The following is an 18,746-nucleotide window of genomic DNA, read 5'->3' on the forward strand; positions in this document are numbered from 1 at the left end:
CGTCAGCATTCGACTTTCTTAGACTTCCTCCAGCCCAAAATTTGTTGCTGGAGATGTCTGCCTGTGAGTTCCCTGTCCGCGCCCGCCACCGCGATAGCCGCTGCCCCAGCGCCGGCCGCGCCTGCGCAGACGGCGTTTGGCCTGCGGGTGGTGGTGGGCCTGTTCGGTGTATTGCTGGCGGTGTTGTGCGCCGGCCTCAACGAGTCGGTGACCAAGATATCCCTGGCCGATATTCGCGGCGCCATGGGCATCGGTGCCGACGAGGGCGCCTGGCTGCTGGCCGTCTACAGCGCGGCTTCGGTGTCGGCCATGGCCTTCTCCCCCTGGTTGGCCACCACCTTTTCCCTGCGCCGCTTCACCATGACGGCGGTTGGCCTGTTCGCCGTGCTCGGTTTGCTCCAGCCGTTCGCCCCGAACCTGCACAGTCTGATGCTGTTGCGCATCCTTCAAGGTTTCGCTTCGGGCGCTCTGCCACCGATGCTGATGAGCGTAGCGCTGCGCTTTCTGCCGCCCGGCATCAAGGTCTATGGCCTGGCCTGCTATGCCCTGACCGCCACTTTCGGCCCCAACCTCGGCACGCCGCTGGCCGGGCTGTGGACCGAATATGTCGGTTGGCAGTGGGCGTTCTGGCAGATCATCCTGCCCTCGGCCCTGGCCATGTTCTGCGTCGGCTGGGGCTTGCCGCAGGACCCGCTGCGCCTGGAGCGCTTCAAGCAGTTCGACTGGCGTGGCGTGGTGCTGGGCTTGCCGGCAATCAGTTGCATTGTCCTGGGCCTGTCGCTGGGCGACCGCTGGGGGTGGTTCGACTCGCCCTTGATCTGCTGGCTGCTGGGCGGTGGCCTGCTGTTGCTGGTGCTGTTCATGTACAACGAATGGTCCGAGCCCCTGCCGTTCTTCCAGCTGCGCATGCTGCAGCGGCGCAACCTGAGTTTCGCCCTGCTGACCTTGGCCGGCGTGCTGATCGTACTCTCTGGCGTGGGCAGCATCCCGTCAGCCTACCTCGCACAGATCCAGGGCTATCGCCCCGCACAGACCAGCCCGCTGATGATGCTGGTGGCGATGCCGCAACTGATCGCCCTGCCGCTGACGGCGGCGCTGTGCAACATCCGCGCGGTCGACTGCCGCTGGGTGCTGGCCATCGGGCTGGCCATGCTCGCGGTGTCCTGTGTTGGCAGCAGCTTGATCACTTCCGAGTGGATACGCGGCGATTTCTACCCGTTCTACTTGCTGCAGGTGTTCGGCCAGCCGATGGCGGTACTGCCGCTGCTGATGCTATCCACCAACGGCATGACCCCGCAGGAAGGCCCGTTCGCATCGAGCTGGTTCAACACCGTCAAAGGCCTGGCCGCCGTGATCGCCGCCGGCCTGTTGGATGCTTTGGGCACCCTGCGTCGGCATTTCCATTCCAACCACCTGGTGGACAGCCTGGGCAATGCCCCGCTGATCGACGACAACACCGCAGGCCTGGCCAAGCGCATTCACGAACAGGCGCAGGTTTTGACCTCCGCTGACCTTTACCTGGTGATGGCTTGCATCGCCGTGGCGCTGATCTGCCTGATTCCTTTCGTGCCTACCCGGGTCTACCCGCCGCGTGCGGTGGCCTGAACCCTGGATGAATTCGAGACCGCTGAAAATGAGCAACAACCGCAAGACAATCGTGATCGGCTCGGTATTGGCCGTTGCTGTGCTGGCCGGCATCGTCGGCCCCTGGATGCTGGGCAGCGACCACCGCCAGAGCACCAATGACGCTTATGTGATCGCCGATTACACCGTGGTCGCACCCAAGGTCGCCGGCTTCATCAAGGACGTGCTGGTGGAAGACAACCAGCAGGTTCAGGCCGGCCAACTGTTGGCGACCATCGATGCCCGCGACTACCAGGCCGCTCTCGATGCCGCACAGGCGCAGCTGCTGGTGGCCAAGGCGCAAAGCGCCGATGCCCGCGCCACCTTGGAGCGCCAGGCAGCGCTGATTGCCCAGGCCGAAGCAGCGGTGAAAGCCGCGCAGGCCGAAGCAGCCTTCGCCGACCATGAGGTCAACCGCTACAGCCGCCTGGCCGAGCAGGGCGCTGGCACCGTACAAAACGCCCAGCAGGCGCGTAGCCGCGTCGACCAGGCCCGCGCCCGCCTGGCCAATGCCCAGGCTGCCCTGGTGGCTACGCGCAAGCAGGTGGATATTCTCACCGCACAGGTCGCCAGTGCCGATGGTCAGCTCAAGCGTGCCGAGGCGGGCCTGGAGAAAGCCCAACTGGACCTTTCCTATACCCGGATCACCGCACCGATTGACGGCATGGTCGGCGAGCGCGCCCTGCGTGTCGGTGCCTACGTCAACCCGGGTGCACGACTGTTGTCGGTGGTTCCGCTGCAGCACGCCTATGTGGTCGGCAACTTCCAGGAAACCCAGCTGACCCATGTGCAACCTGGGCAGCCAGTGAGTATCAGTGTCGACACCTTTTCCGGTGAAACCCTCAAAGGCCATGTCGAAAGCATCGCCCCGGCCACCGGGGTGACCTTCGCCGCCGTGAAGCCTGACAACGCCACTGGCAACTTCACCAAGGTGGTGCAGCGTATTCCGGTGAAGATCGTGTTCGACGACGGCCAGCCACTGCTTGCTCGGCTGCGCGTGGGCATGTCGGTGGAGGCGACCATCGACACCCATGGCGACAAGCTTGAAGGCAAAGAGGTGAGCGCACGATGAAACCGGCCTTGCGTTTGAGCCCCCTGTTGCTGGCTGTGCTTCTGGCCGGCTGCACCATGGGCCCGGACTTTCAGCGCCCGGACAGCCAGGCGCCGCAGAACTGGGCGCCCTTGCAGGGTGAAGCCGCAGCGAGCCAGCCACAGGCCGAACCGATGGAACTGCGCTGGTGGGATACCTTTCACGACGCCCGCCTCAGTGCCCTGATCCAGAAGGTCGCCGAGCGCAACCTCGACTTGCAGATGGCCAGCGCACGTCTGCTGCAAAGCCGCGCGCTGCGTAGCACGGTGGCTGCTGATGAAACACCGTCGGTGGACATGAACGCCGGCTACAGCCGTGCCCGCAACAGTGCTGAAGGCCTGAGCGACCCGTCCGGCAATGCGGGCAAGTCGGCGTTCAACCTGTGGCAGGGCGACTTGGTCGCGGGTTGGGAACTGGACCTGTGGGGGCGCGTGCGCCGTCAGGTCGAGGCTGCCGATGCCACGGTGGAAGTCGCCGAGAATGATCGTCGCGGTGTGCTGCTGGCCCTGTTGTCCGAAACCGCGGGTAACTACATCCAGCTACGCGCCGTGCAGCACACGCTGGCGGTGACCCAGGACAATCTCAAGGTGGCGCAACACAGCCTGAAGCTGTCTCAAGACCGCCAGGCCGAAGGGGTGGCCACCCGGCTCGATGTTGCCCAGGCCAGCGCCCAGGTGGCATCCATCGAGGCGCGCCTGCCCAGCCTCGAAGCCAGGCGCGATGACCTGATCAACGCGCTCAGTCTGCTGGCCGCCGAACCGCCACGCAGCTTGCAGGCCGAGTTGCTGGAGGGGGGCGAACTACCGACGCCGCAGCAGACTTTCGCCATTGGCCTGCCATCCGAGCTGGCCGAGCGGCGCCCGGATATCCGCCTTGCCGAAGCACGCCTGCATGCCGCCACGGCCAGCATTGGAGTGGCCAAAGCCGACTTCTACCCGAGTATTCGGCTGTCGGGCAGCATGGGCTTCCAGGCCATGCAACTGTCGGACTTCGGTGCCTGGGATTCGCGGCGTTTCGCGTTCGGTCCGCAATTGTCCCTGCCGATCTTCGAGGGCGGCAGGCTCAAGGGCACTTTGGAACTGCGTGAAGCACAGCAACAGGAAGCCGCGCTGAATTACCGCAAGGTTGTGCTCGGTGCCTGGCATGAAATCGACGATGTGTTGCGCTTGTACAACGCCAGCCAATTGCGCCGCGACCACCTGGCCGAGGCGGTGCGGCAGAACCGCATTGCCCTGGAGACAGCTCAGCGCCAGTACGTGGAAGGGGCGGTGGACTTTCTCAATGTGCTGACGGTGCAAGGCGCACTGTTGGCCAGTGAGGAGCAGTGGATCGACAGCTCGGCGGCGGTATCCCAATCATTGGTGGGGCTGTACAAAGCCTTGGGCGGTGGCTGGCAGGCGTTCGATACGCAGCCGCCGAAGGTGTGATGATTGGGGCCGCTTTGCGCCCCATCGCAGGCTGTCGCCAGCTCCCACAGAGCAAGGCAATGCAGTTCGCCGTGGGAGCTGGCGACAGCCTGCGATGGGGCGCGAAGCGGCCCCTCAGGTTTTCACTACAAACTCAAAGCGGACGCAAAAGCCCGAACCGCTTGCGCAACACCCAGTCCAGCAGCCGCCGGGGCAGCAACCGGGCCATCAACGGCAGCGCCGTGCTGCCATTGCCCAACCGCACAACGGCAGGCACTGTACGCTTGCCTGTCGCCCCAAGCACCCCTTTGGCGAACACCGCAGCAGGCGTTGGCCGGTCCTGTGACGCCCGTGCCCGGGCCTGCACATACTCACGCAATGGCCACCACGCCGAGTCAGCCGCCAGTACCTGATCCGCCTGACGTTGAGCATTGCTGGCGAACTGCGAGGCAATTGCTCCCGGTTGTACTTCCATCACCCGAATGCCAAACGGCGCCAATTCAAGGCGCAAGGCATCGCTCAACGCGTTCACTGCAGCCTTCGAAGCGCAGTAGGCACCTGCGAATGGGGTGACCAGCACACCTGACACGCTGCCGATATTCACCACCAGCCCACGGGCACGGCGCAATAGCGGGAACAGCGCGCGGGTCACGCCCACCACCGCGAACACATTGGTTTCGAACTGTTGGCGCAGGGCATCGACGCCACCGTCGAGCAACGGGCCCATGGCGCCGTAGCCGGCGTTGTTGATCAGCATGTCCAGGCGGCCATGGCGGTCTTCCAGCTCATCGGCCAGACGCTTCAGCGCATCGCTGTCATTCACATCCAGTTGCCGTGCGGCGAAACCGGCTGCCAGCAGCTGATCCACGTCTTCGGGTTTGCGGGCGGTGGCCCAGACCTCGTAGCCGGCGTCGCGAAAGGTGTCGGCCAGGGCGCGGCCAATGCCGCTGGAACAACCGGTGATCAGGACTGTGGGCATGGAGTGGGCCTTTGATTGGAGTCAAGGTTATGTCGTCTGTACTGGCCCCATCGCCGGCAAGCCGGCTCCCACAGGAATGGCGTAGATCGCAAGAACTGCGCGGTATCTGTGGGAGCCGGCTTGCCGGCGATGGGGCCAGACCAGATGACACATCAGTTAGCGAATGTACCTTGCAGATGTTCCGCCCGAAACTCCAGCGTCTGCGGCCGATAACCGGAACGCAGTGGCGGCAGCGGCAGGCAGTCGCTCCACTCGGCTCCCGGCTGCAACTCACCCGGGCCACGGTAGCGTGGTGCGTTGTAGGTATTCTCGGCAAGGTTCACGGTGTCGCCAGGCGCATAGGCGCCAACACGCCAGCGCAGTTCGGTCAGTGGGACATCGTTGCCATTTTTCATCGTCACCCGCAGTGCACGGTCGGCGGGGCATTGTTCCGGAGCGTAGTTCAGGCGCAGGTCGAGGCGTGCCAGTTGCGAGGTTTCGCGGCTGTCCTGCCAGGCGACCCAAAGGGTAACCAGGCCCAAGCCGCAGACGGCGGCCATGGAAATCGGCAGGGCCTTGGCCGGGTAGCGCAGGAGCAGGACCAGCCAGGTGAGGATCAGAGCGGCGCCGATAAGCATCTGTCAGTGACCTTCAATACACAGGTTTGTCCATCCTAGCGGTAAATCGACCCAGCTTGAAGGACGGTGATGGCTCCCGTGGTCAAAGCAACTCTTCATGAAGCGAGCCTGGCAGTTTTGCTAGTATCGGTGAATGTTCTTTCGTCTTAGTGTTATTACGTAAGGGTCTTTCGCCCTAAGTGCCAAAGGTGATTAAGAACATGACGATGAAAAAAGTAAGTATCAAGCAGCGCGGCTTTACTGGAAGTATGAAAGCAACGTTGCCTTCGGGCAAAGCGTTCAAGGCCAGCACCATCGACTATCAACCTGGGTTCGGCATTCTCGGGATTGATGATGAGGCAATCGGTATTGAACCATTTGTTTATATCGGTTTTCCTAGTGGCCTTGAGGCAGGTAGTCACCCGATTCTGCCTAAAGACCAACAGAAAGTTTGGGCGCATCTTGGCGTTAGCGGTGGAGGAGATGCCCAATCTGGAAAACTGGTGATAGAGGATTGGTCGAGCACGGAGGCAATCTCGGCAAGTTTTTCATTCGCAGGGAACGACCACAATGGCCTACCGTTTGATGTAAAAGCCGGCAGCTTCAATATCAATTCTGAGAGTGAAGTCGAGACTATTGATCTGAGATTCAGCGCATTCGCCAGTCTCACTCCGGAGCTTTCTGAAAACACTGAATTCAAAGCGGATACTATCTCTGTAGGCTTCGACGAAGTTAACAGTGCGTATAAAATTTGGGTAACTCAAGAGCGTGACCTGAACGGCGGCCTGTCGCAGCTTGGCGCCTACTTTCGGGTCAGTCATGAAGGTGCCGTGAATGCTTTGGCGGTAGTTGATGGCGGGGTTTACGTTGCGCAGGGCCTAAATATTACCGAGTTTTCCTTTGAGAAGGATGTGCTGCTTTCATTCAAATTCAGTTATTCATTCTCGCTGGGAGAGGATAAATACAGCGTTAGCGAAGGCAAGCTGATTGTCGACTGGCGTCTCAAGTAATCCCTTCCAATGAAAAGCCCCGTTCCTCAACAGGCAACGGGGCTTTTTCAACGCGGACGTTTTACTGCGCGATGGTCTTCACCGAAATCCCACGCTCGATCGGCGTGGAGGTACGGCCATACACATCTTCAAACCGTTCGATGTCATCCTCGCCCAGGTAGCTGCCAGACTGCACCTCGATGATCTCCAACGGGATCTTGCCCGGGTTGCGCAGGCGGTGGACCGAGGCAATCGGGATGTAGGTGGACTGGTTCTCGGTCAGCAGGAACACGTTCTCGTCGCAGGTCACCTCGGCGGTGCCGGACACCACGATCCAGTGCTCGGCGCGGTGGTGGTGCATCTGCAGCGAAAGGCTGGCGCCCGGCTTGACGGTGATGTGCTTGACCTGGAAGCGGCCACCCATGTCCACCGAATCGTACGAACCCCACGGGCGGTACACTTCCAGATGGTTCTGGGTCTCGCTGCGACCCTGCTCGTCGAGGGTCTTGACCATCTGCTTGACGCCCTGGACCTTGTCCTTGTGGGCGATCATCATTGCGTCCTTGGTCTCGACTACCACGATGTTCTCAAGGCCAATCACCGACACCAGCTTGCCGTTGCCGTGAATCATGCAGTTGCGGCTGTCCTGCACCACCACATCGCCCTTGGTGACGTTGCCGTCGGCGTCCTTGTCGTGCACTTCCCACAGCGACGACCAGCAGCCCACGTCGCTCCAGCCGGCGGACATCGGCACCACGCAGGCGCGCTGGGTCTTTTCCATCACGGCGTAGTCGATGGAGTTGTCCGGGCAGCAGGCGAAGGTGGCTTCGTCGATGCTCAGCACATCGCCGTCTTCCTGGCTGCGCTCAAGCGCCAGCACGCAGGTGTCGTAGATATCGGCGTCGTGCTTTTTCAGCTCCTCGAGGAAGCGGCTGGCACGGAACAGGAACATGCCGCTGTTCCAGAAGTAACCGCCGGTTGCAACGAATTCGGCCGCACGCTTTTCGTCCGGCTTCTCGACGAACTGGGCGACCCGCGCCACGCCTTCAGGCAGCAGGGCGTCCTGGCTGGAGCGGATGTAGCCATAGCCGGTCTCAGGCTTGGTGGCCGGCACGCCGAACAGCACCATCTCGCCACGCTCGGCGGCCACGGTGGCCAGGGCCAGGGCACGTTGCAGGGCTTTCTGGTCGTCGATCACGTGGTCGGCCGGCAGCACCAGCATCAATTCGTCACGGCCTTCGTTGACCAGTTTCATGGCGGCCATGGCCACTGCCGGTGCGGTGTTGCGACCGAACGGCTCCATCAGCAGGCCTTGGGTTTCAAGCTTCAGGGCAGTCAGCTGTTCCTGGACGATGAACTTGTGGTCCTTGTTGCAGACCACGATGGGCGCGTCCATGCCTTCGAACACCAGGCGTTCCAGGGTCTGCTGGAACAGCGTGTGCTCACCGGTCAGGGCCAGGAACTGCTTGGGAAACTGCTTGCGCGACAGAGGCCACAGACGGGAACCGCTACCACCAGAAAGAATTACCGGGATCATCATGTTTCTCCAATAGTCGTTAAGAGGCAGGGGGATCAGTTGCTAGCCACGGGGCGAGTTACCCACACCGGCGACAAGCTGTTGCCGGAACCTGTTACGTACAGCACCGCAGCTTCGCCGCGCTCCAGAGCGACCGGCTTGAGGTCGCTGACTTTCTTGTCGCCTTCGAACAAGGCCAGGTTGACCTTGACCGGATTGATTTCACGTTCGCCTCGGCCCTTGGCCGCCACCGACTGCACCACGGCGGTCTTGCCGTCGGCGGTTTTCAGGGTCAGGGCCTGGTCGCTGAGGTTCTGCACCCGCACCAGCGCTTTCTGCTTGTTCTTGAACGGTGGTTCTTCGATCAACTGTGGGTTGCCTGCGGCGTTGTTGACCAGGGTGTAGTACTTGTCCGCAGCCAGCTTGACCGGCACGCTCTTGCCGCCGACCTGGGCGGTGTAGTCACCGCCAGGCAGGAAGCTGAAGTCGCTACTGGCCTGGGCGCCCACCTGTTTGATCTGGGTGTTGCCGACGGTGGCGGCGGTCGGTGCGCTGGAGGCGTTGAACAGGCGCACGAAGGTCGAGCCCTTCGGTGCGGTCGGGCCGTATAGCGCGGCGTCGGCGCCGGCGAAGGCCTGCATGGAGGCGAGAGACAGGCCAGCCGCGAGGGTGAGGGCTTTGGCAATGGAAGTCTTGGTAGTCATGTGCGTGTTCCTCTCTATCAGTGGTTCGTCCGGGTGGACGACAAGGCCAGGTTTTCTTCGGATTTACGGGCGTTCTTCAGCTGTGCGATCCAGTTCGGGTCGAAGCTGCTGAGGTCGTTCTTCATTGGCAGATATCGTTCTGGGAATTCCCACACCACCACTTGTGGCGCAGCGTTCTTGAAGGCGTCGCTTTGCAGGTACTTGAGCATCGGCAGCAGCGGGCCATGGCCGTCTTCGGCGTAGTTGGCGACGTCGCTGCGCAGGGCTTGCTGCAAGGCACCGAGGAAGTTCCAGTGCGGGTTGGCGCTGTAGCTGGTGCCGACCAGGGCGACCGGAATCTGCTTGTCGGCGAACAGGGTGTCGTCGGCTTCACCTTCGGCTTCAGCAGGGCGCGTCGTGCGTTGCTGCAGGTTGTCTGGCGGCGGCAGCAAGTTGCTGAACAGCGGATCGAGCGGCAGGAAGTTGGTCAGGTCGCCCTTGTACGGCGCGCTGGTGCCGGCTTCGGTGATGAAGGTCTGCGGCTCGCCGTTCAGCAGGTTCTGGCGGCTGACGGCTTCGGCAAGGGCCTGTGCGACCACCTCGGCGCCCATGGGCGTCCAGTGGGTGTCGGTGCGCAGGAACACCTGGCCACGGGCCTTGGCCTGTTCCAGGGCCGCCTGCAGGTCGGGGGCGAACACATTGGCCTGGCGAGCCTGGGCGTGGAACTGGTTGTACAGGTCGTCGTGCAGGCTGGCCGGTTGCTCCTTGCCCAGGTATTCCGAGTAGATCCGCGCCTTGGCCGGCACGATCGCCAGCACCAGCTGCACGTTGTGGCGTTGCAGGGTGTCGCGCACGCCACGGATCAGCGCCAGGTTTTCCTGCATCAGTTGCTCGGCACCTGCGGTGGGCTTGAACTCTTCATCGCTGAACAGCCACTGGTCACGGCCCAGCACCACACCGGGGCGGCCTTCGTTGAACAGCTTGAAGTCCAGCGCCGCCCAGAGGTTGGTGCCCAGGCGTTTGATGGGGAACTCGTCGTCGTAGTGGGTTTCGGCGGCCTTGGCCAGCTTGCCGTTGAGCAAGGTCATCTGCTCGGTGCGCTGGAAGCTTTGCAGGCCACCGGTGGACCACACGCCCATGCCCACCAGCAGGCTGAGGAACGACAGGGAGTAAGTGATGCGTAATGTCCGGGTCATGGTCATCAACCTCAGAACTGGAAGTAGAGGAACGGCGAGTAGCTTTGCGCCGAAAGCTTGAGGATCGAGGCCACGAACAGCAGCAGGATCAGGGCGCGGGACATCACCCGGGTCCAGTCCAGGCCAATCGAGCCATCGGCATTGACCTGCACCGGGCTGGCCTTGGGTGCTGGCTTGGCATTGCGGTAGAAGTCGCGCAGGCCGAAGAACGCCAGGGTGATGTAGGCAATCACCAGGGTGGCCACCTGCAGGCCGGTGAGCTGGGCGCGGTTGAGTTCGGACAGCTGCCACTGGCCGAAGCTGAACATGGCGCCATACATGCGGCCGGCCACTTCAAGGTTTTCGGCGCGGAAGATCACCCAGCCGACCACCACCAGCAGGAAGGTGAAGGCCCATTTCACCGGGTTGAAGCGCTGCGGGTTGGTATCGATGCCCAGCGCACGCTCGATCGCCAGCCACATGCCGTGCCAGGCGCCCCAGATGATGTAGGTGAAGTTGGCGCCGTGCCACAGCCCACCCAGCAGCATGGTCAGGAACAGGTTGCGGTAAGTGTTGAAGGTGCCTTTGCGGTTGCCGCCCAGGGTGATGTACAGGTAGTCGCGCAGCCAGGTCGACAGGCTGATGTGCCAGCGGCGCCAGAACTCGGTGATCGACTGGCTGATGTACGGCTGCTTGAAGTTCTCCATGAAGCGGAAGCCCATCATCAGGCCCAGTCCGATGGCCATGTCGCTGTAGCCGGAGAAGTCGAAGTACAGCTGTGCGGTGTAGGCCAGGGCGCCGAGCCAGGCATCACCGGTGGTGGGGTTCTGCAGGGCGAAGCAGTGGTCGGCGACCACCGCCAGGGTGTCGGCGATGAACACTTTCTTGATGAAGCCCTGCATGAAGCGGGTGCAGCCTTCGGAGAACTTGTCCAGGGTGTGGGTGCGGTTGTTGAACTGGTCGACCAGGTCCTTGAAACGCAGCACGGGGCCGGCGATCAGGTGCGGGAAGATCGCCACGAACGCTGCGAAGTCGATCAGGTTGCGGGTGGCCGGGGTGTCGCCACGGTACACGTCGATGATGTAGCTGATCGACTCGAAGATGTAGAACGAGATACCGATCGGCAGCAGCACGTGGGTGAGGATGAACGGCTCCAGGCCGAACGAAGTGATGATCGCGTTGAGGCTGTCGACACCGAAGTTGGCGTACTTGAAGTAGCCCAGGATCGCCAGGTCGACGCCCACGCCGAGCAGCAGCCAGCGCTGGGCCGGCTTGGTGCGCACGCCGGCGGCGCCGACTTTCAGGCCGATCCAGTAGTTCCACAGGGTGACCCCGGCGAACAGGGCGAGGAAGTCCACCCGCCACCAGGCGTAGAAGATGTAGCTGGCCACCAGCAATAGCAGGTTGCGATAGCGTTGCCCGCTCAAGTAGTACAGGCCGAGGAAGATCGGCAAGAACAGGAACAGGAACACGTTGGACGAGAAGACCATCCCGGTTCTCCTTGTTGTTCACAGCATTCAGGGCAAAGCGCCCCCCAAACCCCCCAGGCAAAACTGGAGGAAACCTTTGCAATCAATGCGAGGGCTTTGCCCTCGATCGCAGGCTTCGCCAGCTCCCACGGAAATCGCGCGTGGGAGCTGGCGCAGCCTGCGATGGGCCGCAGAGCGGCCCCGGTCTTACTTCGAAGCCGCGCTCGGGTCGTAAACCCGGGTCAGGTTGCCGCCCAGCCTGAAACTGTCGAACGGTTGCATCTCACGCTTGCGCTCCAGGGTGTCGGCGTTGCACTGGTACAGCTGGCACCACGGCTCCAACCAGGCGTATTTGCTGTCGACCTTGAGGTCGTCCATGTCCTGCTTCTCGCCATTGCGGGTCTTGAACGCGCTTGGGTCTTTCGACCCGGCCAGCACTTTCTGCCCCAGGCGTTGCAAGGCGTTGTTGTTCTCGCCACGCAAGTCCACACCATTGGCCTTGGCGAAGCTGGCGATCATCGCCAGCGGTGGCAGGGCGTAGTTGTGGTAGGCCAGGGCGCGTTGGCGGCGCTTGAGTTCGTTGGGCAGGAAGCCCTGGGCGTCGACCTGGTTGGCGCCGACCTTGTATTCCTTCACCGCCCAGTCGAACAGGTCGCGACGGTCGGTGGCCACGGCGGTAGCCATCACCGACCAGGCAGCCCAGTAGCTGTGGTTGTTGATCTTCTGCAACGGCAGGTTGCTCCAGTCGCGCACGGTCTGCTCGGCCAGGCGGGCGAACCACTTCTCGATCAGTTCGGCCTGGGCCTGATGCGCTGCCAGCGGCTGCGAATTGGAGAACTTCAGGCGCAGCCAAGACCCGCTCATGCTGCCCAGCGCCCATTTGCGCATGGACTTGCCGGTGTGGTTGAAGTTGGTCGACATCAACGCATCGGCCCGCGCCCAGGTACCCAGCCAGTTCAGGGTGCAGTCAAGCTGCGCCGGGCGACCGTCGCGCATGTACTGGTTGACCATCTTGGCCACGCCACGCTCCAGGGTGGTGATCTCCTTGGTGGAGTCGCGGAAGGCCTGCTCGGAGTCCAGGTTCAAGGTTGCCCGGGCACTGTCCGAACCTTCGTACTTGCTGCGAAACTGCAGCGCGCCGGTATAAGGCTTGGGCGGTGCCGGGCAGCGGAAGTTGCCGTCGCTGCTCTTGAGCTTTTCGATGCCCTCGTAGTAGCCCTGGGGCGGTACCAGCGCGGCATGCGCGGCACCGCCGAACAGCGCCAGGGCGAGGAGTGTGGGTGCGGTGGTTCTGCTGAGCTTGGTCATGTTCGCCTCACTGGCCAGCTTGCGCGGTGTGCTGCGCAGGGCTGGCGAAGTTGTTGCGTTTACAAAGCTTGGCTTCGACTTTGCGGGTACCGTCTTCCGGGCCCTGGACTTCGACGGCCAGCAGGTTCTGGCTGGCCCAGTCTTCGTCTTCGCGCATCTGGAACACGAAGCGGCCGTCGGTTTCCGAGGTGTCCGGCTTCTCGATCTTGATGTCTTCGTGGCGGCCATTGAGGTACCACAGGGTGGCCTGCAAGGTTTTCACCGAGGTGTCCTCGAACTTGAAGTCCATCTGCAAGTTGCGGTTGATCAGGTCCCTGATCACGCCGCCCTTGCCGTTGACCATCAGCTCGTTCTTGCCAGGCTTGAGTTCGGCGCTGGCGCTCATCAGCGCGGGGCGTGCATCACAGCCGTCGTCGAGCAGGGCGAGAATCTGCCGCCAGATGGTTTCCTGGTCGAGGCGATACAGCGGGGAGAACTCCCAGATCAGGATCTTCGGCGGGTGGTTCTGGAACTCTTCACTGCCCAGGTACTGGATCATCGAGCCTTCCAGGCCACCGCCGGGGAAGGCGACGTTGAGCACATCGGCGCCGATGTACTGCTGCAGGAACCCGGAGAAGTTGTAGTTCTTGCCGCTATGGCTGGTACCGACCAGGGTGATCTGGGCATTGCCGCTGTCGCCGAACAGGTCGTCGCCGCCGCTCGAACCTTTCGGTTCGGTGGCGAACTGGTCCATGTACTGCACGGCATAACTGGTGCCGCACAGCTGGCCCGCCACGTTGTGCAGGGTACCGGTCTTGCCCATGCGGCCCGATTTGTGGGTCTCGAATTCCTTGCGCGGGATGCCTTCGAATTCCGGCATCTTGTGCACGGTCTCGGCCACGATCTTCGCTGCGCGTTCGGCGCCGTAAGGCGTCCAGTGCTGGTCGCCGCGGAAGTAGAAGTCCTTGCCCTGATCGGCGGCGGCCAATTGCTCGTTGGTCAGCGGCGAAAGGTCGGGCACGTTGTAGCCCATCTTGGCGAAACGCTGCAGCATGGCCTGGTAGTTGCCCAGGGCCTTCTGGTAGTTGAAGGCGGCTTTCTCTTCAGGCTTGAGCATGTTGCGGTTCACCAGCCCGCGGGTCGGCTGGTACACCACGACCAGTTCCACGCCGCGTTTCTTGAAGGCGTCGTGCACTTGCTGCAGGCGTTTGTAGCCCGACGGTGTGGTGTCGAATTCGGTGCGCAGGTCTTCACGGGTACGGAACAGCCAGTCGCCCTGGGCTTGCACCAGGGTGGTGAAGTTCTGCTGGTAACGCGTGGTGTAGCGGCTGGCATCGTGTGCTTCGGGGCACAGCTGGCAGCAGGGCTCGGCGGTGAAGGTCGGGGCTTTCACGTCGTCGGCGCGCACGCCCTGGCTGATGGCCAGGAGGGCGGCGGACAGACCGAGCAGTTTCATCAGGTGTGGGGTCATGGTCGGGGCTTCCTTAGTCGATCATTTCGGTCTGGCGTTCGACCGGGTCGATCAGCACAGCCTTCTGCTGGCGTACCAGCAGGTCGAGGATTTCGTCCTGGCGCTCGCCGAGGATGCCGTTGAGGCTGATACCGTTGGCCTTGCGCGGGGCGAGCATGGAGACCTTGTACAGCTCGACCGAAAGCGGCGAGTCGATCGACAGCGGGCCCGAGCCATTGGCCGCCAATTCTCCGCCGACCACGATCAGCGAGACCTTGGTGTCGAACGGGTCGAGGGCGATGTCGCGGTCGGTGTCGGACAGGTCCTTGATGTGCCCGTAGACGCCCACCAGGCCGTTGGCCATGGCGATGTTCTCGTACAGACGGATGTTCACGCTGTTGCGCACGCGGATGCCGTGGCGGCGGTTGTTGATCAGCTTGTTGCCCCAGATCAGGTTGTCGCCGCTTTCGTACAGGGTGATGCCGTCGGTGTGGTTGCGGTAGATCTCGTTGTAGGCGATCAGGTTGTTGACGCTGTTACGGTCGATCACCACGCCCGAGAGCTTGTTGTCATAGCTCTTGTTGTTGATGATCCAACTGTCGTTGACCTCGCGCGAGACGATGATCCCGTGCTTTTTCTTGGTGCCATACACCGTGTTGCCAGCGATGATCAGGCGGTGCGAGCGGTCGTGCGGGTCGATGCCGTAGACGATGTTGTCGCGGTAGGTGCTGTCCTTGACCACGAAGTCCTGGGTTTCGTAGCAGTAGAAGCCGTACCACATGTCGCTGAACTCGGAGCCGATGATCCAGCCGGTGGGCTCAGGGCGGCCCATGCGCTTGGCCATGTTCGGGGTGTACTGCGAAATACTCACACCGTACGACTTGGACTTGGCGTAGCCGAAGCTGGCCATCTTGGTGTTGACGATGTAGGTCTCGGTGCCACCCCACGACAGCAGGAATGGGCGGAACTCTTGTGGCGAGCGGAAGCTGGCCGGGGCCTTGTCCTTCTCGCGCCAGCCGGTCACCTGGGTGTCGGTGACGAACAGCTTGCCGTCGTTGACCAGGAACGAACCGCCTTCCTGGGACAGGCGCAGTTCTTTGACCTTGCCGTCGATCTCGAGAATGCCCTTCTGCCCGACCACGATCGGCAGGCGCGCCAGGTAAACACCGGGCTCGACTTCGCTCAGGTACTGATTGGGTACTTTCTTGCTCAGCTCGACCAGGTCGACATGGCCGTCATCGACGAAGATCGCCTGGGGAATGCCATGCTGGCGCTGCACCCACTCGGCGGCCTTGTTGTCGCCGCCGATGAATTCCTTGAGCGACTCTTCCTGCAGCATGCGGCGTACGCTGACCTTGCCCTTGTGGCTGCGGTCGATCTTTTTCTGCACGGCAGCGGCGGTGTAGCCGGACAGGTCGGGCAGCTTGGGCGGGTCCATGTGCAGCGGTTCGACCGGTGCACTGGACACGGTGTAGGTCTTGGCTTGCTGCAGCTCCTTGGCCTTGGTGGCGGGGGTATCCGCGAACGCAAGGCCCGAGGCCAGCAGCAGGGCGCTGGCCAGGAGGCTGTGGCGAAGGTTCGGGTGAAGGGTCATGTGTTTCCTCTCCCGGCTCAGTAGCGCCAGATCACGTCGACGAAGGCGCGGTGCATGTACGAGTCCGCTTCCTGGCCATAGGCATCGCCTGGCTTGAACACACCGGCACGCAGGCGCACCAGGGCCGAAGGTTCGTCGATGGCCTGGCTCATCGAAGCCGGCAGCAGGCCTTGCTTGAAGTACTTGGTGACGACCACGTCCATCTCCTGGCCCAGGTCTTTCTCGCCGTTGACCAGCGGGCGGCTCACGCCGTTGTCGTTGACCACTGCGTTGATGCCGCTGGAGCCGATGTTCTGTTGGTCATCGACACGCCAGAACTTGTGGTAGATGAAGCTGGCGTCGTAGTCGTCGCGCAGCTGCCAGGAGGCGAACAGGGTGGCCGCCTGCAGGTTGCCCAGCTCGCCACGGAAGGCCTCGCCGAAACGGTGTACGCGTGAGCGGGTGCCGGTGAAGTTGGAGCGGTTGCTCTCAAGGCCGGTCTGCTCGAAGTTGTTCGAGCCGTCGCTGCCGCCACCGCCGCTGCCACGGGCGTAGGCCGCGCCGACTTGCCAGTTGGGGTCGAGGCGCAGGCGGATGCCGAGGTCGGTAGCCCAGGCGTTGACGTCGCCACTCTGCTTGCCGGTGGCGACTTGGTCGCCGCCTACCTGCTCGCTGCTCAGGGTGTCGCGATCACCGGTCAGCCAGGTGAGGCTGCCCCAGTAGTTGACGGTGTGGTCGTTGCGCCAGTTGTAGGCATCGCTGTTGGCTTCCAGGCCCAGCCAGGTGAGGTCGCCGGTGCGGGTCTTGTCCAGCGCGTCGATGGTTTCGCCCGGGTTTTTCAGGCTGCCGCCGTCGTGGCTGTGGTGAGCGCGCAGGCCAACCCAGTGGCCAGGGGTCCACTGTGCGGCGACGTTGCCGTAGACATGGGTGCGGTCCTTGTCTTCCGGCGCCAGCTCGGTGAGGTCGGTGCGGTATTCGCTGAAGCGCTGGGCCACGCCGAGGTCGGCCTTGAGCAGGGTGGTGTCGAAGGTCCAGTTCAGCGCTTCGATGTTGGTGTCGCGCCACATGCCATCGTCGCTGCGCAGGCGCTGGCGACCGAGGCGCAACTCTTCGCCTGGGTAAGCGGTGAGGCCGCTGTAGCCGACCCAGAACTCGCGCAGGGCCAGGTAGCTCTTGTCTGGCGTGCGGCCGTGGTCGCTGGTGTCGGTGGTGCTGCCGTCGTCGTTCTGGCGCAGGGTGTCGGTTTCGATGGTGTCGGTGGCGGTCACCGCCTGGCCCATGGCGTAGGCGCTCCAGTTGCCGCGTTCACCGTACACCCAGGGGCGCAGGTCCAGGCCCAGGCCGTTGACGTCGCCGCCGGAACGGGTGCCCAGGTCGCGGTCGTCTTCGGACTGGCCGGTGATTTTCACGTCCAGGCCAAAGTTCTTTTCGGCGGTCATGTCCGCCAGGGTCGGGCAGGACCACAGCAGGGCGAAGCTCAGGCCGATGCCAGCTTTCACGAAGGGATTGAGCGTCATAGCATGTCCTCACCGTCTACTTCTTTTTCATCGTCTTGCAGCGCCTCGATGGCCAGGGTGCTCTTGGCGCCCAGGGCCATGCTGCCGCGCGCCTGTTTCTCCTGCGCCAGCAGTTGCTGGGCCTGGCTGCGTTGTTCCGGCGTCAGTTGCTGGTCGAGTTGCGTAAGCAACTCGGTCGACTGCGGCGTCGGGTTGGTCTGCGACAGCTGGGCGAAGACCCAGGCGTTGGCCGGGTTGCTGCGGATGCCATGGCCTTCGCTGAACAGTTGGGCCAGGGCGTAGTCGGCGCTGTTCTGGCCGCCGCGGGCGGCGCTTAGCAGGTGATCGACGGCCTTCTGCGGTTCGACGTCGCCCAGGTAGCCGCGGCGGTACAGTTGGCCGAGGTAGTAGTCGGCGCTGACTTCGCCAGCGTCGGCGGCGGCCTGCAGGTGCTGCTGGGCTTTCTCGGCATCGGCCGGGACGCTCTTGCCTTCGTAGTAGAGGCGGCCCAGCAGCAGTTCGGCGCGAGGTTGCTGAGCTTCGCGGCCCTTGTCGATGTAGGCCATCAACTGGTCGGTATCGCCCAGTTCGGGGAAGTCGTACACCAGTTGCGCAAGGCTGACCCAGGAAGCTGGATAGGTCGGGGCGATCTGCTCGAGCAGGTCCTTGGCGGTTTTCTCGTCGGTCTGGCCCAGGTTGCGGTCGGCCAGTACCCGGGCAACGCTGTCGACGCGGCTGGCCGGCACGGTGCCTCGGGCATAGGCCGATTTGAGCTGTTGCAGCAGGGCTGCCTGCTGGTCGGCCTGGCCACGCTTCTGGTAGACGGTCGCCAGTTCGGCGTAGCAGACGTCGAGGGTGTTCAGGGCTTCCTTGCAGAGCGCTTCGACCTTGTCCAGGTTCTGGTCATAGGTGCCTTGGGTGCGATACAGCAGCACCTGGGCCAGGCCGGCTTCCGGGTATCCGGCCGCGCGCCACTGGTCGATCTGTTGCTGGGCATTGACCTTGGGGAAGCTCTGCGGGTACAGCAAATAAAGCATTGCCAGCGGAATCAGGGTCTTGTTCTCGCCCTGCGCCGAGGCCTGTTTGAGCAGCTTTTCAGCCTCTTCGCGTTCGGCCTGCGTGCTGTCGGGCTTGGCCACCAGCAGGCGGCCAAGGCGTGCCTGGGCACGTGGCGAGGTGGCCGCAGCGGCGCGGTAGGTCGCTTCGGCTTCCTTGAACTGCGTCGGGTCGCCGCTGGTGATCTTGATATCGGCCAGGCCCACTTGCGCGTCGCTGTAGCCAAGGTCGGCCAGGGCTTTGTAGTTGCGTTCGGCCAGGGCCGTGTCGCCACGCTTGAGCGCTTCGTTGGCCAGGCGCTGGTCGGGCAGGCCGGCACAGCCGGCCAGGGTGATCGCCATGGCCAGGCCGCACAGGC

General features: G+C 63.0%; 15 protein-coding genes. 4 read left to right on the plus strand and 11 right to left on the minus strand.

Features of this window, described 5'->3' with window-relative positions; genetic code table 11:
* The first annotated feature begins 63 nt into the window (after positions 1 to 63).
* The 3 genes from PspTeo4_RS25980 to PspTeo4_RS25990 are packed head-to-tail and all read left to right on the plus strand — an operon-like array spanning position 64 to position 4,140.
* On the plus strand, positions 64 to 1,605 hold the full coding sequence (locus PspTeo4_RS25980; RefSeq protein WP_322366592.1) for an MFS transporter: 1,542 nt from the start codon (positions 64 to 66) through the stop codon (positions 1,603 to 1,605).
* A gap of 28 nt (positions 1,606 to 1,633) precedes the next feature.
* Positions 1,634 to 2,695: an HlyD family secretion protein gene (locus PspTeo4_RS25985; RefSeq protein ID WP_322366593.1), complete on the plus strand. Its 1,062-nt coding sequence runs from the start codon at positions 1,634 to 1,636 to the stop codon at positions 2,693 to 2,695.
* On the plus strand, positions 2,692 to 4,140 hold the full coding sequence (locus PspTeo4_RS25990) for an efflux transporter outer membrane subunit (RefSeq protein WP_322366594.1): 1,449 nt from the start codon (positions 2,692 to 2,694) through the stop codon (positions 4,138 to 4,140). The genes PspTeo4_RS25985 and PspTeo4_RS25990 overlap by 4 nt, the downstream gene beginning before the upstream one ends.
* A gap of 133 nt (positions 4,141 to 4,273) precedes the next feature.
* Here PspTeo4_RS25990 and PspTeo4_RS25995 read toward each other — a convergent pair whose 3' ends face one another.
* Positions 4,274 to 5,098, minus strand: coding sequence for an SDR family oxidoreductase (locus tag PspTeo4_RS25995; protein WP_322366595.1), 825 nt, complete (start codon positions 5,096 to 5,098; stop codon positions 4,274 to 4,276).
* Positions 5,099 to 5,250: 152 nt separating this feature from the next.
* Positions 5,251 to 5,715 (minus strand): multidrug transporter, encoded by a 465-nt coding sequence (locus tag PspTeo4_RS26000; protein ID WP_322366596.1) that lies wholly within the window; start codon positions 5,713 to 5,715, stop codon positions 5,251 to 5,253.
* 200 nt (positions 5,716 to 5,915) lie between these two features.
* Here PspTeo4_RS26000 and PspTeo4_RS26005 point away from each other — a divergent pair, with 200 nt between their 5' ends.
* Entirely contained in the window at positions 5,916 to 6,704 is a 789-nt protein-coding gene (locus PspTeo4_RS26005) for a hypothetical protein (RefSeq protein ID WP_322366597.1), read from the plus strand.
* Between the two features lie 61 nt (positions 6,705 to 6,765).
* Here the strand turns inward: PspTeo4_RS26005 and PspTeo4_RS26010 are convergent, their stop codons facing one another.
* The 9 genes from PspTeo4_RS26010 to algK all read right to left on the minus strand — a co-directional run bounded on the left by PspTeo4_RS26010 (position 6,766) and on the right by algK (position 18,729).
* Positions 6,766 to 8,220 carry a mannose-1-phosphate guanylyltransferase/mannose-6-phosphate isomerase gene (locus tag PspTeo4_RS26010; RefSeq protein ID WP_322366933.1) on the minus strand — a complete coding sequence of 485 codons (1,455 nt, stop codon included), beginning with the start codon at positions 8,218 to 8,220 and terminating at the stop codon, positions 6,766 to 6,768.
* A 35-nt stretch (positions 8,221 to 8,255) separates the two neighbouring features.
* Entirely contained in the window at positions 8,256 to 8,903 is a 648-nt protein-coding gene (locus PspTeo4_RS26015; protein WP_322366598.1) for an alginate O-acetyltransferase AlgF, read from the minus strand.
* Between the two features lie 17 nt (positions 8,904 to 8,920).
* Positions 8,921 to 10,078 (minus strand): alginate O-acetyltransferase, encoded by a 1,158-nt coding sequence (locus PspTeo4_RS26020; protein WP_322366599.1) that lies wholly within the window; start codon positions 10,076 to 10,078, stop codon positions 8,921 to 8,923.
* 11 nt (positions 10,079 to 10,089) lie between these two features.
* Positions 10,090 to 11,547 carry an MBOAT family protein gene (locus PspTeo4_RS26025; protein ID WP_322366600.1) on the minus strand — a complete coding sequence of 486 codons (1,458 nt, stop codon included), beginning with the start codon at positions 11,545 to 11,547 and terminating at the stop codon, positions 10,090 to 10,092.
* Between the two features lie 186 nt (positions 11,548 to 11,733).
* The gene (locus tag PspTeo4_RS26030) at positions 11,734 to 12,834 is read right to left on the minus strand and encodes a mannuronate-specific alginate lyase (protein ID WP_322366601.1); all 1,101 of its coding nucleotides are present in this window, start codon (positions 12,832 to 12,834) and stop codon (positions 11,734 to 11,736) included.
* A 7-nt stretch (positions 12,835 to 12,841) separates the two neighbouring features.
* Positions 12,842 to 14,284 (minus strand): alginate O-acetyltransferase, encoded by a 1,443-nt coding sequence (locus PspTeo4_RS26035; RefSeq protein WP_322366602.1) that lies wholly within the window; start codon positions 14,282 to 14,284, stop codon positions 12,842 to 12,844.
* A 13-nt stretch (positions 14,285 to 14,297) separates the two neighbouring features.
* Entirely contained in the window at positions 14,298 to 15,857 is a 1,560-nt protein-coding gene (algG, locus tag PspTeo4_RS26040) for a mannuronan 5-epimerase AlgG (protein ID WP_322366603.1), read from the minus strand.
* A gap of 17 nt (positions 15,858 to 15,874) precedes the next feature.
* Positions 15,875 to 17,353, minus strand: a complete 1,479-nt coding sequence (locus PspTeo4_RS26045; RefSeq protein WP_322366604.1) for an alginate export family protein — start codon at positions 17,351 to 17,353, stop codon at positions 15,875 to 15,877.
* The gene (algK, locus tag PspTeo4_RS26050; protein WP_416196993.1) at positions 17,350 to 18,729 is read right to left on the minus strand and encodes an alginate biosynthesis TPR repeat lipoprotein AlgK; all 1,380 of its coding nucleotides are present in this window, start codon (positions 18,727 to 18,729) and stop codon (positions 17,350 to 17,352) included. Before algK ends, PspTeo4_RS26045 begins: the two co-directional genes overlap by 4 nt.
* Positions 18,730 to 18,746: the final 17 nt, after the last annotated feature.

The sequence above is a fragment of the Pseudomonas sp. Teo4 genome (genome assembly GCF_034387475.1).
Classification (GTDB): Bacteria; Pseudomonadota; Gammaproteobacteria; order Pseudomonadales; family Pseudomonadaceae; genus Aquipseudomonas.

Coding starts and splice junctions, on each gene's coding strand:
- PspTeo4_RS26035 (WP_322366602.1), bottom strand. CDS start 14,284: ATGACCCCACACCTGATGAAACTGCTCGGTCTGTCCGCCGCCCTCCTG.
- PspTeo4_RS26025 (WP_322366600.1), bottom strand. CDS start 11,547: ATGGTCTTCTCGTCCAACGTGTTCCTGTTCCTGTTCTTGCCGATCTTC.
- PspTeo4_RS26020 (WP_322366599.1), bottom strand. CDS start 10,078: ATGACCCGGACATTACGCATCACTTACTCCCTGTCGTTCCTCAGCCTG.
- PspTeo4_RS26010 (WP_322366933.1), bottom strand. CDS start 8,220: ATGATCCCGGTAATTCTTTCTGGTGGTAGCGGTTCCCGTCTGTGGCCT.
- PspTeo4_RS26005 (WP_322366597.1), top strand. CDS start 5,916: ATGACGATGAAAAAAGTAAGTATCAAGCAGCGCGGCTTTACTGGAAGT.
- PspTeo4_RS26000 (WP_322366596.1), bottom strand. CDS start 5,715: ATGCTTATCGGCGCCGCTCTGATCCTCACCTGGCTGGTCCTGCTCCTG.
- PspTeo4_RS26030 (WP_322366601.1), bottom strand. CDS start 12,834: ATGACCAAGCTCAGCAGAACCACCGCACCCACACTCCTCGCCCTGGCG.
- PspTeo4_RS26045 (WP_322366604.1), bottom strand. CDS start 17,353: ATGACGCTCAATCCCTTCGTGAAAGCTGGCATCGGCCTGAGCTTCGCC.
- PspTeo4_RS25990 (WP_322366594.1), top strand. CDS start 2,692: ATGAAACCGGCCTTGCGTTTGAGCCCCCTGTTGCTGGCTGTGCTTCTG.
- PspTeo4_RS25985 (WP_322366593.1), top strand. CDS start 1,634: ATGAGCAACAACCGCAAGACAATCGTGATCGGCTCGGTATTGGCCGTT.
- algG (WP_322366603.1), bottom strand. CDS start 15,857: ATGACCCTTCACCCGAACCTTCGCCACAGCCTCCTGGCCAGCGCCCTG.
- algK (WP_416196993.1), bottom strand. CDS start 18,729: ATGGCGATCACCCTGGCCGGCTGTGCCGGCCTGCCCGACCAGCGCCTG.
- PspTeo4_RS25995 (WP_322366595.1), bottom strand. CDS start 5,098: ATGCCCACAGTCCTGATCACCGGTTGTTCCAGCGGCATTGGCCGCGCC.
- PspTeo4_RS26015 (WP_322366598.1), bottom strand. CDS start 8,903: ATGACTACCAAGACTTCCATTGCCAAAGCCCTCACCCTCGCGGCTGGC.